This is a genomic window from Chitinophagales bacterium (genome assembly GCA_041392475.1).
Taxonomy (GTDB): Bacteria; Bacteroidota; Bacteroidia; order Chitinophagales; family UBA2359; genus JAUHXA01.
Genome location: JAWKLZ010000001.1, coordinates 3,158,356 through 3,172,665 on the forward strand (window position 1 = coordinate 3,158,356; position 14,310 = coordinate 3,172,665).

Sequence of the window (14,310 nt, forward strand, 5' to 3'; positions counted from 1 at the left end):
GATTTTCACGCTACCTTCAATCAAAGTATTATGCAAACTTCCAAAATTGACTTATTTTTACCTATTTAAACAGATGTCCAAAAGTTTATCCATCATCATTCCAAGCTACAATGAAGCAGCAAATCTACCGCTACTCATTCCCCCTTTGATGCAAGCTGCAAAAAAACAAAATTGGCAAGTAATCTTTGTGAACGATGGCTCTAAAGACAACTCTCTCAAAATATTACAAAACCTCCAACAAGACCATGACTTCAAAATCATTCACCACAAAGTCAACAAAGGATATGGAGGTGCGATTAAACAAGGGATTCGAGAAGCTATAACTGATTTGGTCATAACGATAGATGCAGACGGACAACACAGCATCGAAGATGTCCGCAAACTGTATGAATACCTATTGTCCGAAAATGCAGACATGGTAGTAGGCAAGCGACCAGACAGCAGTTCGAGCGTTTATCGAAGATTGGGCAAATGCCTTATCCGAAAAATTGCCAATATCCTACTCCCAATCAATATTCACGACATCAATTCGGGCATGAAAATCTACGATACCAAACTGGCACAACAGTACCTCGATTTGTGTCCCGACTCTATGGCATACAGCGACATTATCACCCTAGTATTCATTAGTTACCGACATTTGGTACTGGAACATCCCATCCAAATTCACCAACGCATTGCAGGAGAAAGCACTATTTCCACCCGAACTGCTTTTCAAACAATTTTGGAAATACTCAACATCACAATGCTCTTCAATCCACTCAAAATATTTTTACCCATTGCAGCCATCTCCATCTTGATTGGGTTCATTTGGGGGTTGCCTATTTTATTGGATAAAAGAGGTTTGAGTGTAGGCGCATTGTTTTTCATTTTGAGTGGAATCCTGTTTTTTTTGATGGGATTGTTGGCCGAACAGTTGAGCAATATTCGCAAGATTGTGGGTAAAAAATAAACCTCCACTACTTTTTCGACTTCAATAATTCCGCTTTAGCGTTCAAAGTTTCTGCCGTTACAAAATCCTCTATTTCTCTATAAAAATCAGCATATTGAGTATAAACATTGCCGTAAAAATCAGCATCTTGTTGATTGATTTTAGGTTTACTTGCGCCATCCTGTACCTGCAATGCAGCAATATTGGAAGGTTCATATTGCAGAAAATCCTCCATCACTGCAATGGCTTCATTCCATTTTTTTGAATTTACAGCTTTTTGAATCAAAGGTTGGTAATACACCTGATAAGGCGCAACATAATCAGCATGTCTGATTTTTGAAGAAGTCATTGGCAAATGCACCCAATAAGCCAAAACAAGGATGCTAAAAACAGCAGCGACACTTCTCCAATTTCTATTTTCAAAAATGGAAACCACTGCATAAGCTGCAAAAGGAACCATCATCGCCAACAAAGGAATTCGCAAACGAGACAACACAAAAAAGACAGTCAATAAAGCGACTTGCATGACCACAAAAGCATAAATGGGTCGCCAAAATTGTTTGTAGTCAAACAGTGCCAAAAAGAAACCCACAATTCCCAAAGGAGCTATCCAATAAAAGCTGAAAAACAGGTACTTCAATATCGGAGCGTGAAGGCGGTAATAGTAAAAATTGGCGTTGTCAGCCGCTTCATAACCATTCCAAACCGTTCCGAATTTCTGCCACAACATCGAGAAATACCCTAATGGTGAGTCATAAGTTTGCAGTGTTTTTACAATTGCAGCAGTCATGTTCAGTTTGGATTCCATCATCAAACCAACCGATTTGTCAATATTCACCCCATTTGTTTTCGCTTTGTACCCTTCGTGGTTGGTGATGATAAAATTAATCGCCCCATAACCACTTGATGCACTCGCTGGTAAACCTACCGCCAAATTCCTCGCTATCAACGGCGCACGTCCAATATACATCCCCATAATCAACAACAAACCCAACTTTACAACTTCTTTAGGTGTTCGCCAATAAGTCAGCACCACCAAAGCCAAGACATACAACAACCACAACGAATACACCGACTTCAAAAGCATACACACACCTATCAAAACACCGTACAACAGCCACCATTTCCATTTTTTTTGCAGCAACAGTTTGTCCAACAAATAGACCAACAACAAGCCAGTAAAGGTCATCCAAGATGCCCGAATCAAAATCATATCATTGTACATCAAAGGACCACACAGAATCGCCATTGCTGCTGCAACAATGCCCACACGCTCAACAAAATAACGGGCTGCAATAAAATAAATCAACACATTGCAGCAAACTCCCAACAACAGCTGCCAAACAAATATCCAACGAACATCTGAGCCGAAAACCTTAAAATTGAAGGCCAACCAATAGGGATAAAAGGGATCGGCATAAAACACTTTTCCGCCTACCCATTTTTCCCACAGCAAACGGTTGCGGGCTTCCTCATCCAATTTTACAGGCACTTTTCCTATCAACTTACGGGCCTCTTTGGGATAGTGATTAAAGGCATAATTTGCCAATTGTTGCTGCCAAAAATTGTAGGGATAAAACGGGCGATTGGTCAAAATATCTCCTGCTTCAATATTTTCTGCCCACTCATAATAGTAGTGCATATCAGACTGCTCCCACTTGTGCATGTACAACAAAGCCTGACTGTCACTCAATTGCAGAAAATAGATGCCCCGAAACAAAAGAGAAACCAATACAATCACCAAAATCGTCCAGCGTCTTTGTTGGCGATTCACTTTTGTTATTGTTTGCTCTGGGGTTTCGGTCATTTGCAGGAATACGTTTTGAAGTACAAAAGTAGGAAATAGTCATTGAAGCATATAAAAGATTTGATATCGGGCTTCAATTTGTTTTTTGAATTGTTGAAGGGGTTTTCGCTTTTCGCCTTGATAATTCGTATTTTCGCAGCAAATATTCAAACTGTCACAAAACAACAATACTTTTGATATGAATTTACACGAGTATCAAGCAAAAGGACTTTTAGAAAGTTACGGCGTAAAAATTCAGCGGGGCAAAGTAGCCAATAATGTGGAAGAGGCAGTAGCCGCCGCCGAACAATTGACCGAAGAAACAGGAACGAAGGTATGGGTTGTGAAAGCCCAAATTCATGCTGGAGGTAGAGGCAAAGGTGGAGGAGTGAAACTCGCCAAAAACATGGATCAATTGAAAGAACATGCTGGCAATATCATTGGCATGATGTTGAAGACACCTCAAACGCCTGGCGGTATGGAAGGTGAAGGCAAATTGGTCAGCAAGGTATTGATTGCAGAAGATGCTTATGCTCCTGATTTTGATGCTTGTGAAGAATACTACATGAGCATTTTGATGGATAGAAGCACGGGTAAAAACGTGATTATTTACTCCACTGAAGGAGGAATGGATATTGAAGCAGTGGCAGAAGAAACGCCACATTTGGTTCACAAAGAATGGATTGACGCAGGAATTGGCATTCAAGCTTTTCAATTGCGTAAGATTGCCTTCAATTTGGGATTGGAGGGCAAAGCCTTCAAAGAAATGACCCAATTTGTACCCAAACTCTACAATGCGTATTTGGGCATGGATGCTTCGTTGATTGAAATCAATCCTTTGATGAAAAATGCCAATGACGAAATCATTGCAGTGGATTCCAAAGTTTCGATTGACGATTCTACCTTGTTTCGCCATCCTGATATTGCTGCAATGAGGGATGAATCGGAAGAAGATCCAACCGAAGTTGAAGCGGGTAAACATGGCTTGAACTTTATCAAACTCGATGGCAATGTGGGCTGTATGGTCAACGGTGCGGGTTTGGCAATGGCGACTATGGACATCATCAAATTGGCGGGCGGTGCTCCTGCAAACTTCTTGGATGTGGGCGGCAAGGCGAATGCTGAAACCGTTGAAGCGGGTTTCCGAATCATCCTTCAAGACCCAAATGTGAAGGCTATTTTGGTGAACATTTTTGGCGGTATTGTTCGCTGCGACCGTGTGGCAAATGGCGTGGTGCAGGCTTACAAAAATATTGGCGAGATTCATGTGCCTATCATTGTGCGTTTGCAGGGTACGAATGCAGATATTGCCAAGAAAATCATTGACGAATCAGGCTTGCAGGTTCACTCTGCTATCTTATTGAAGGAAGCAGCAGATAAGGTGAAGGAACTTTTATCTTAGTTTGATACAAAGACTTTGAAGTTTTTTCTTTATAGAGTGTTGATTTTCTTCACAATAACAAATTTTGAGCTAAAACTTCAAAAGCCTAAATCGAGGAAAAGGCATTGAAACAATTGGTTTTCAATGCCTTTTTTATTTACTGATTACATTGTTTTTTCTATTTGGAGCACGTATTCCATCTAAATACCAAAAATAGCTACAATTTCTTCTTTGGTGAGTTTTCCAAGTTTCAACAAGTTCTTGATTCGTTCTTCTGTTTCTTTTCTGACTTTTTCTTCAGTTTCTCTTATCGCTTTATTCTCCACCATTGCCATAATGATTTTTCTCACCTCAACCTCCTTAGCAGCAGCCAATTGTGTGGGCGATAAGTTGTTGATTTCAGCCGCTAGTACCATACATGAATTGAACCACAAAAGAAAAAAAATCTTAGGTGAAAATCTTTTGTGTTCTTTGTGCCTTTTGTGGTTCAGAAATTTTACCAAAAATATTACATTTCCAATTAATGCCGTATCTTAGTTATTAAGTTTCGCACCTTACTATTTGTCACTATAATATTGGTTATTAACAAATTGAAGCAATAAAAGAACTTTTATTTATATTCATTTTAAAGCACTAATTATTTGTTTATCAATTAGATAACGACTTATTTCCAAATTAAGACTTAACAAAAGCTTATCTTTTATTCATTCTGTATTTTAAGGATAACTGCCCCTTCAAATAATCCCCTAAATTAAGCATCGTAAATCATCAAATGCAAAAGTTGTTCTATATCACAATCTAATTTTTGCACTAAACACTGTATCATTCGTATAAATATTGCCCTCAATCTCTGAGCAATATTGGTTTGAATATATTAGACTTGCTGTAAATTGACTTTTAATTACTTATGTAGTAATAGAAAAGTTCCAAAGAACAGCACATATTACTACAATATCATTGACGTGAATATTGGATTTACAACGATTTCTTCTAACTAATATCTGAACGGAATTTTGCAAGAGGCTCACAATCAAAACATTGGAGGTAAAAAATCATTTGAACTTTTTTTGGATTTTCAAGAATACCAACACCTTCAATAAATTCCTTATGAATTAGGAACAAGTTATTACAAGAATATAGAATCTTCATGAAATATAGGCAAAAAGTTCGTTTGTTTAAACAATTAGTTATGTTTTGATAGTCAAATGATTGAGTATTTCCGTTCAAGCACTAACTATTCATCTTTCCTATTAGTTCTATTTGTGTAATTTTTTCAAGAATAAATTGCTGTTAGATAATTTACAGCAAGTCTAATTTATTTCGCTTCAATCACCTGCAATGCCGCATCATTTTTCGCTAGAATAAAGCAGCTTTTCCCTGCAATGTGAATCCGAGCAATATTCCTAACCTGACCTTCAATAGACAGATTCCCAATCGGATAACTTTGCAGTTGGATATTGCCATTGTCGTCAATAGACAAAACATTGCCAAAATTGGCATCGTAGCGTCCCAATTCCACATTGTTTTCGTAGAAATTTCCGCCCAAAATCACTTCCGTTTTCTGTCTGTTCTTCTTTTCAGCATCCATTATAGCAGCCGCTTTGAGACTTGAAAATTGCAGCTCGTTGGGAAGCGGATGAAATTTGAAGCCTTCTACGCCTGCATTTTCAAAATAGGCGCTGACTCCTGTATTTGCTTCCCACTTTATGGCAGACTTCAATTTATCCGCTCCAAAAATCTCTTCAATACTCGCTTTCGCCAAGTCTTTAGAATAAAGATAACGTTTCTTCAATTTGACCATTCGTTTAGTCAATTCGGCATAGTTGGCAAATGGAATTTCTCGCCCTCCGACATAGTAGGTCATTACCGATTCTACCTGTTCGTTGTTGTCAAAATCCTCAACATACAGTCTTACAGGTTGTTCGGGAGTCGGTTTGAGTTTGGAGTTTCTCCCCATATTACCTGCCAAAATATCCAAATCGCCATCGCCATCAAAATCTTCAGCTACAACAAAATTCCACCAACCTTTGTAGTCGCCGACCGTTTTCTGCTCAAATTTTCCATCTTGATTCACAAAGATTTGAATCGCATCCCATTCCATCGCTAATACCAAATCGGGGTCGCCATCTTGGTCAATATCTGCCCAAGTGCCGTTTTTGACCAAACCTACCTGCCGCAGATTTTTGTGGTATGTATCGGTCACATCTTCAAACTTGCCATCGCCTTTGTTGACAAACAAATAAGAATCTCCAACTCTGCCATAGCCCCATGGTTTGGAGCGTGCGCCAAAGAAGAAATCGGTCAGGCCATCGCCATTGAAGTCCTGCGCCAACACGCAGGAAGCCACCGAATACGCTCCTTCAAAATAAATTTTATTGCTAAAGTTGCCTTTTCCATCATTCACATACAAACGCTGTCGCATCGCCTCGTCGGTACCTTGGTACTCGTTGCCGCCTGCTGCAATGACCAAATCCAAGTCGCCATCGTTTTCGATGTCGACAAATACTGCATCTACATCTTCAAAAAGACTGTCTTGTACCAAAATTTCTGGTGTAGCATTGGTAAATGTGCCATTTTTGTTTTGGTGATAAAGCGTACTTCTTCGGCGTTTGGATGAACCCAAAAATACATCCTCCAAACCGTCGCCATTCACATCACCCACTGCCAAAGCAGGGCCTTCTGCCGACACCATCCACGGAATCAAAGTTTCTCGGTCAAACTCTATAAAAGGGTTTTCGTGGTGTACAAAATCCAACTTAGTTTGGGCGGTAATGTCCTTGAAGGAGAAAGGATTGGACTTTTTTTGTTTGTTTTTCAAGACTTCAAAATTGAAGTTGGGAAGCCCTTCTTTCCATTTTACATTTAGCGTTTGATTGAAGTCGACACCCTCCAATTTTTGATACGTTCGGTCTGGCCAAATCAACAAAATGGAGTCCACTTTTGAAGTATCTCCCACTCCAATGTGCAAGCCCATCGGCATACTTGATTGATAGCCCCTTACTGGAAATTGTTCGGCAGATATTCTTTCATTTCCTTTGAAGGCTATGACTTTTGCACCAATTGCATTTCTATTTTTAGGAGAACCTTCAAGCTTTAACTTCAAATAATTTTGGCGGTCTTTTTTGTGTTCAATCGTTAAATTTTTATATACAAAAGGCTCATCTTCAATGTTATTCGTTACTATATCTAGGTCGCCATCGTTATCTAAATCTACATAGACTGCTCCATTGGAAAAGCTCGTAGCATTGCCTTCAATGGCTGCTTCCATGTCTTCAAATCGCAGGTTTCCTGTGTTTCGCATAAACTTGTTGGGGAGCTTGATTTGAGGCATTTTATTGACTAAATCTAATTCGCCTTCGTTCAGGTAATTAGCATTGGTTTTGAAGCGAATGTCTTCGTCACCCGTTCGGAAGTTGATGTAGTCTATATCGTTCATTCGGCGAGGAATTCCATTGGAGATGAACAAATCTTTGAGTCCATCGTGGTCAAAATCAAGGAATAGAGCTGCCCAAGACCAATCAGTAGCTTCTACATCTGCAAACATCCCAATTTCAGAAAATGTGCCATCTTGATTGTTCAGCTGCAGATTGTTGCGAGCGTATTGATAGTGATAACCGTATTTCAGTTTGAAGTCAAAAATATTATAGTCATCTTCTCCCAATGAACTTTTCAAAATATAGGGATCGTAGGGAGCCATGTCTAAGGTGAAAATATCGTTCCATCCATCGTTGTTGAAGTCACTGATGTCAGTTCCCATTGAGAAGCGGCTTGTGTGCATCATTTGTTCGGGCATGACCTCTTTGAAAGTGCCATCCTTTTGGTTGATGTAGAAGTAGTCGTTTTCGTGGAAGTCATTGGCAATGTAAATGTCTGGATAACCGTCTAAGTTCATATCGCTTATCGCAATTCCCAGTCCATAACCAATGACGGTGCTGTTGATGTTTGCTTGTGCACTCACATTGACATAGGTGCCGTTGTCGTTTCGCATCAATTTGTCGCCCGATAAAGGATGTTCTTTGCCCACGAAGCCTTTTTTCTCTCCAAAAGTACCGTTGTCATGAACAGAGTGATTGAGTTGGAACATATCCAAATCTCCGTCCAAATCGTAGTCAAAAAAAGCAGCCTGTGTGCCATAAACTTGAAAATCCAAACCATATTGAGAAGCTTGATCTTCAAATATAGGTATTCCATCTTCTATCCCTTTGCAGATATATAGTTGATTGCGTCCTGTGATATTATCATGTTTACCTACTTGAGATACATAAATATCTAGTAGTCCATCATTATTGAAGTCGACTGTCGATGTTCCTGATGTCCAACCTTCCATGCCTTCCATACCAGCAGCTTTGGTTACATCTCGAAATTTCAGATTGCCTTCATTCAAGAACAGTTTGTTTGGGCCCATATTGCTGGTGAAATACAAATCTTCCAAGCCATCTTGATTGAAGTCTCCGCAAGCGATTCCTCCTCCATTGAAGAAATACATATATCCAAACACATTGAAGTCCAAAGTTTGTATCAAGACATTTTCAAAATCTAAGCCTGTTTTGTTCTTTCGCAACAATTCAAATTGAGTTTCAATGGGCGGATTTGTGCCATTTTGATTAGAAGAAACATTGTTTTCTTTGTTATCGACACAAGAAGTGACTCCCAATATTAAAATGGCTAATGTAGTCGCTAATAATTTGAATTTAGACATTTTAATTAATTGATTTTAAATAGTTTACTTTTTTCATTGTTTACCAAACCCAAAATATAGCGGCTTCCTCCGATTTTTAGTTCAGCCAATTGTTTGACATCTCCACGAATGAACAAACCTGAATCTTTGTTTTCGATTCGCTCAAAACTGCCGTCTCCTTTGTTTATCAACACATGTCCAAAACTACCGTCCAACTTTGAGAATTGAGGTGTAAAGCCACTGTCATTGCCCGCCAAAATTAGGTCTTTTTGGTTATCGCCATTGAGGTCGGTACAGTAAATGTCGCATACACACGAAAACTGTACTTCTTTGGGTAGGGCTTTTATCTCAAACTGTCCATTTCCATTGTTGATGGCTACGGCAGATTTGAAGTAAGTCGCTTCTAATTGGTATGCTTTATTCAAGTCGTCTTCAGAAAACAATTCTTGAATAGACTTGGAAGCGTAATCGCTGTGTTTCAAATTCTTCTTTTTCAACTTTGCCAATTGTCCAGTTAGTTCTTTTTTCAAGTGAACAGGCACATCTCGTCCTTCAATGGTTTGGGTCATAATTTTTTCTATCGTACCATTGCCATCAAAATCTGATAGCCATAATTTAGCAGGTGCTTCGGGATTTCCCGAAAAATAAAAATTCTCGCCTCGATTGCCCAAAATCAAATCTTGGTCGCCATCGCCATCCACATCTTCGGCTTCAATAGCATACCACCAACCCGAAAGTGTGGACAAACTGGTGTTGAGTTCCTCCCAATTCCCACCTGCAAAACTAAAGACTTTGGGGGACATCCATTCACCAACTACCACCAATTCAGACTTTTTATCCTGATTGATGTCCACCAATGTGGCATCCGTCACCATACCGAGTTGGGTCAAAACCTTGAATTTGTCTTTAGCCACGTCTTTGAAGTTGCCCTTTCCATCGTTTTCGTACAAATAGCTGCGAGCAGGCACACCATATTGGTTGGGTATGCTTCGGCTTCCTACAAAAACATCTAAATCTCCGTCCTCATCCATGTCAAACGGAACAATGACTGACGTATTCAAACCATTGGAACTGAATGCTTGTTGATTTAATGTAAAGTTTCCTTTTCCGTCATTGAAGTACAATCGGTCTTGCATGAAACGAGTTCCTGCCATTTGGTGATTTCCTCCCGAACCGACCATCAAATCCAAATCACCATCTCCATCTGCATCAAAAAAAGCTGCTGCTGTATCTTCAAAACCCACTTCTGCTTCAAACATTCCTCTATTGGGTTCTGCAAATTGACCATTTCGTTTCTGCAAATACAGCAGCCCATGAAAATCTGCTGCTCCACCTACAAAAACATCGTCTAAACCATCGCCATTCACATCGCCAATGGCAGCTTTTGGGCCTTCTCTCGACAACATCCGCATGGTCAATCCTTCTTGAAAAAAGTCAATGAATCGGTCTTCTTTGTGGGCTTCAAAACTATTGCTTACTTCTGAAAATAGGACAGAAGTGTTTTTTTGTGGAACTGTAAACTTCAAAGGACTTTTCTCTGATTCTTGATAATCAACAACCAAAAGTGTGTCGATAGGCGGGTTTTGGAGAATGGTTTGGGTTTTGTCCATCCAAGTAACAACCAAAGAATCCACCTTGTCTTTTTTGCCCAAACCAAACACCATTTTGTAGTCTATTGAAGATTGAAAGCCCCTCGTAGGAATCATCTGAAAGTTGTACTGTTCGCCTCCTGCAAATGCAGCAACCTTTGAGCCAATAGCGAATGTATTTTTTGCAGTTCCTTTCAACTGAACGGACACATAGTGGTTTTGAAGTTGTTCACTGCTGTTGTTTTTAAACAAGAAGGATTCTTGGTTTAGGTTATTAACGACCAAATCCAAATCGCCATCGTTGTCTAAATCGCCATAGGCTGCTCCATTTGAGAAGCTGGGTTCATCGAATCCAAATTCCAGTCCTTTATCGGCAAAGGTCAAATCGCCGTTGTTGTGAAACAATTGATTCAATTGAGGTCTCGAAGGCATTTCCTTGAGTATTTCCTGCAATTTTGTTTTTTCGCCCGAAACTGCCATTTTTTGAAATACTTCGTTGGAAAAGAAATCAATGAAATCTTGGTCGGTCACATCTTGGTAAATTCCATTGCACACATAAATATCTCGATAGCCATCGTTGTCGGCATCAAACAACAATGCTCCCCAACTCCAATCTGATGCGGCGACTCCACTGTACCATGCTATTTCGCTAAAGGATTGGTCTTTGTTGTTGTATTGCAGGGTATTGTGCATGTATTGGTGGTAAAAATCTCGCTGCTGTTTGAGCAGATAGACATTGTAGTTTTCAAAAGAAGAGGTGGTTTTTCGTCGTGAATCTTCTTTGGGAAGCATTTCTGTGACAAATATTTCGGGATAACCATCGTTGTTGATATCGGCCATATCTGCCCCCATTGAAGCCAAGCTCAAATGCCCCATCCAACCTTTGATATCCTCAGTGAAAGTAACGGTTGTACTCGTTTCATCCAATTTCCCATCATTGATATATAGGTAATCCCGCTCAAAAAAATCATTGGATACATACATATCTGGTAACATGTCTCCATTGATGTCGCCTACTGTAATACCTAATCCAAAGCCAATCAAACTGCTGTAAATTCCTGCTTCCTCGGTTACATCTGTAAATTTGCCGCCCTCATTCTTCAATAATTTATCTCCGCCTCCCTTCAAAAAATCCTTGACGGGCCAATCTTCTGCTTTCAAATCTCGCTTGTTGCTGTAATTCAAAGTATTGACGGGAATAAAACTGTTGTTGAGTAAATAAACATCCAAATCGCCATCCAAATCATAGTCAAAAAAAGCGGCATGAGTTGTATAACCTCCCTCGTCCAAATTGAAGTCTGCGGATTGTTCGGTGAAAGTCAAATCTCCATTGTTGATAAACAATTCGTTCTTTTGGTCATCTCCTTCCACATAGCCCGCATTGCAGACATAAATATCTAAGAGTTTATCATTGTTGATGTCCACCATCACAACTCCTGTACTCCAACCTCTCTCTCCACCTACTCCTGCCTTTTGGGTGATGTCTTCAAATTCAAAATTTCCTTTGTTCAAAAAGAGCTTGTTTTTGACCATGTTTCCCGTCATATACACATCCGCCAAACCATCGTTGTTAACATCTCCAATTGCTACACCTCCGCCATTGTAAAAATTACGGTAGGAGAAAATATTGAATTTTTCGGTGTTTTCGATGGTATTGGTAAAGTCAAGGCCTGATTTCTTTGGAGAAATTTCTTCAAAAAGCGGATTGGCTTGATTTTGAGAGTTGTTAGCTAGCTGATTTTCGGTACTTGTAGAATCGGGCGTACAAGCACCGAAGAACAACATGAACAAAAAAATTATAGTAAAAATAGGTGTTTGTTTGATGTTCATAATATTGTAAATTGTAGATAGTTTGTATCACAAATTGGATAGATGATACAGGTAGCACTGATAGTTGTTTTTTAGAATTTAATTTCCCGATTTATTTCATCGGGGTAGGTTGTGGTGTTAAAGCCAAATTACTCCTAACAGACTTCACACAACAACGAACTAATGAACGAAAACCAATAAGCAGTGCTACTCTAAAAGTCCGTTTTATCTTTGCTCAAATATACGGAATCTTGACTTCTTCTTAAATGATAGTTTTTAAATCAAAAAAAAAATGAATTTTTCACTCCTAAAATCACAAAAAAATATTGTTTTTCTACTTTTAAGTATTTGCTTCGTAGTGCTTCCTTCAAAAGCACAAACCACTTCCTCCATAGACACGACTTATCGCCATTCAATCCTACTACAAATGGACAATGATGCCTTTCTCGCCACGGATGCCTATTATACTGCGGGTATTGATTTGGAATACAGGCGTTTGGTAAAAAATGAAAACTGGCTGAGGTCTATTTTCCAGAACCCCGATGCTAAATTAACGGTTGCTTATCGCTATGGCTTCAAAATGTTTACCCCTTTTGATATTAGTGAGGATGCCTATTTGTCTGGAAATCAAGACCGTCCGTTTGCAGGGCTGCAATATGTAAATGGCCAAATTTCTTATTTTCCTAAAGCTGATATGGGACATGAGTTTGGTTTACTACTCGGAACTGTTGGCGAACGTACAGGAATGGATAAGCTTCAACGTGCCTTTCACCGAGCCGTCAATACTCCGCTTCCTTTTGGCTGGGAAAACCAAATTAGCAATGAATGGGGTGTCAATCTTCATTACAAGTATTGGCGGGAAAAGCCTTTTGGTCAAGCGACTACCATTATTAGTGAAAGTCAAATTGCAGTAGGAACGATGCAAACTTTTATTGAAAAAAATTGGCTCATTAGAATAGGCAAATTTTCTCCTATTCGGCATACTTCTTTTGCAGGTTCGAGATTGGGTAAAAGTAGTGAAATGACTTCCATTGAAGATTATGCTTTTTTAGGTTTGGGTTATAGCTACGTCTTGCATAATATTTTCATTGAAGGAAGTTTGTTTGACAATCCGAGTCCATTTACCGTAGAAGCAAAAAAATGGTTGTTTTCCCAACAGTTTGGCTTTCAATATTCTTATTCCAGACTTGCTTTTCGCTTTATACTCAGTCATGTCGGTGCTGAATTTATTGGAGGGAAACAACACTTTAGAATGAGTTTGAAGGTTTGGAGAAGATAATTTTACTGTACAGTAAAATTCTGCTTGACAGTGAATTTCTTTTTACCCAAATAAAGAATATGTGACTTTTTGGGTACACAAATGAAATGAATAGATAGTTCTTCGCATTTTTTAATTAACCTAGTGTCATTGAGCCTATTACCTACACTTAAATACAATTGAAGCTGTGCAAAATCAAACTCCTTTGATGCTGTACTCAGTAACTCCTCCACTTTCTACAGTAGTTTACAACTAACTTCTATGGCATCGTCTTTTTTTCAAATCGTTGCGGCATTTTTAAAAATACCAACTTAAATAGTGCCTGAACGAAAACAGGCTTTTTTATTAAAAACAGATTAATTGTTTGCAAACAATAATGTTTTACATTCGGTAGATAACCTCTCGTTGCTACACCTAATATCCCTCGAAGTGAATGGTGATTATTCGATAAATCATGTAGATTATCATAATCTATATTTAAATTTAGACGGCAACAACCCAAAACAAATAATTCCCATAAACTCATTCCCAAACGACCCGTCGCTTTTTTTTCTGACAAAATAGCCTCAGATAAAACTTTCAGAACGGCTGTTCGAAGTGCTTCATTCGTGAAAATATGCTGTAATCCTGCTAATAGTTGAGGTAGCTCATGACGGCTTCGCATATCTATTTCTACCTCTCCAATAGGAATCGAATCCAATTGTAATTGTGCTTCAAATTCTTTACGCATCAGATAGTAATACTTTTTTACACGAATCTCATAGACAGACAAATCATCATTTGATTCGTAATTAACATTATACAAATATTGCAATTGCTAAGATAATAATTTCTACTATAAAATTCAAGCAAAAAAAGCTCTTTATTTTAATCAATAT

General features: G+C 38.9%; 8 protein-coding genes. 3 read left to right on the top strand and 5 right to left on the bottom strand.

Annotation, left to right across the window (positions count from 1 at the left end):
- Window positions 1–73 precede the first annotated feature (73 nt).
- Window positions 74–952, top strand: coding sequence for a glycosyltransferase family 2 protein (locus R3E32_11755; protein MEZ4885395.1), 879 nt, complete (start codon window positions 74–76; stop codon window positions 950–952).
- Between the two features lie 7 nt (window positions 953–959).
- On the opposite strand, the gene R3E32_11760 is transcribed toward R3E32_11755, so the two are convergent.
- Window positions 960–2,738 carry a glycosyltransferase family 39 protein gene (locus R3E32_11760; protein ID MEZ4885396.1) on the bottom strand — a complete coding sequence of 593 codons (1,779 nt, stop codon included), beginning with the start codon at window positions 2,736–2,738 and terminating at the stop codon, window positions 960–962.
- Window positions 2,739–2,916: 178 nt separating this feature from the next.
- Here R3E32_11760 and sucC point away from each other — a divergent pair, with 178 nt between their 5' ends.
- Window positions 2,917–4,119 (top strand): ADP-forming succinate--CoA ligase subunit beta, encoded by a 1,203-nt coding sequence (sucC, locus tag R3E32_11765; GenBank protein MEZ4885397.1) that lies wholly within the window; start codon window positions 2,917–2,919, stop codon window positions 4,117–4,119.
- 179 nt (window positions 4,120–4,298) lie between these two features.
- On the opposite strand, the gene R3E32_11770 is transcribed toward sucC, so the two are convergent.
- The 3 genes from R3E32_11770 to R3E32_11780 all read right to left on the bottom strand — a co-directional run bounded on the left by R3E32_11770 (window position 4,299) and on the right by R3E32_11780 (window position 12,195).
- Complete coding sequence (locus tag R3E32_11770; protein ID MEZ4885398.1) at window positions 4,299–4,514, bottom strand: hypothetical protein; 216 nt, start codon at window positions 4,512–4,514, stop codon at window positions 4,299–4,301.
- 899 nt (window positions 4,515–5,413) lie between these two features.
- Complete coding sequence (locus R3E32_11775) at window positions 5,414–8,797, bottom strand: VCBS repeat-containing protein (protein MEZ4885399.1); 3,384 nt, start codon at window positions 8,795–8,797, stop codon at window positions 5,414–5,416.
- Window positions 8,798–8,802: 5 nt separating this feature from the next.
- Window positions 8,803–12,195, bottom strand: a complete 3,393-nt coding sequence (locus R3E32_11780; GenBank protein MEZ4885400.1) for a VCBS repeat-containing protein — start codon at window positions 12,193–12,195, stop codon at window positions 8,803–8,805.
- Between the two features lie 271 nt (window positions 12,196–12,466).
- Here R3E32_11780 and R3E32_11785 point away from each other — a divergent pair, with 271 nt between their 5' ends.
- Complete coding sequence (locus R3E32_11785; GenBank protein MEZ4885401.1) at window positions 12,467–13,453, top strand: lipid A deacylase LpxR family protein; 987 nt, start codon at window positions 12,467–12,469, stop codon at window positions 13,451–13,453.
- Window positions 13,454–13,691: 238 nt separating this feature from the next.
- Here the strand turns inward: R3E32_11785 and R3E32_11790 are convergent, their stop codons facing one another.
- Window positions 13,692–14,162 carry a hypothetical protein gene (locus R3E32_11790; protein MEZ4885402.1) on the bottom strand — a complete coding sequence of 157 codons (471 nt, stop codon included), beginning with the start codon at window positions 14,160–14,162 and terminating at the stop codon, window positions 13,692–13,694.
- Window positions 14,163–14,310 lie beyond the last annotated feature (148 nt).

Bases quoted from the DNA above. Each gene is read 5' to 3' on its own strand.
- R3E32_11755 (MEZ4885395.1), top strand. From the start codon at position 74: ATGTCCAAAAGTTTATCCATCATCATTCCAAGCTACAATGAAGCAGCA.
- R3E32_11760 (MEZ4885396.1), bottom strand. From the start codon at position 2,738: ATGACCGAAACCCCAGAGCAAACAATAACAAAAGTGAATCGCCAACAA.
- sucC (MEZ4885397.1), top strand. From the start codon at position 2,917: ATGAATTTACACGAGTATCAAGCAAAAGGACTTTTAGAAAGTTACGGC.
- R3E32_11770 (MEZ4885398.1), bottom strand. From the start codon at position 4,514: ATGGTACTAGCGGCTGAAATCAACAACTTATCGCCCACACAATTGGCT.
- R3E32_11775 (MEZ4885399.1), bottom strand. From the start codon at position 8,797: ATGTCTAAATTCAAATTATTAGCGACTACATTAGCCATTTTAATATTG.
- R3E32_11780 (MEZ4885400.1), bottom strand. From the start codon at position 12,195: ATGAACATCAAACAAACACCTATTTTTACTATAATTTTTTTGTTCATG.
- R3E32_11785 (MEZ4885401.1), top strand. From the start codon at position 12,467: ATGAATTTTTCACTCCTAAAATCACAAAAAAATATTGTTTTTCTACTT.
- R3E32_11790 (MEZ4885402.1), bottom strand. From the start codon at position 14,162: ATGCGTAAAGAATTTGAAGCACAATTACAATTGGATTCGATTCCTATT.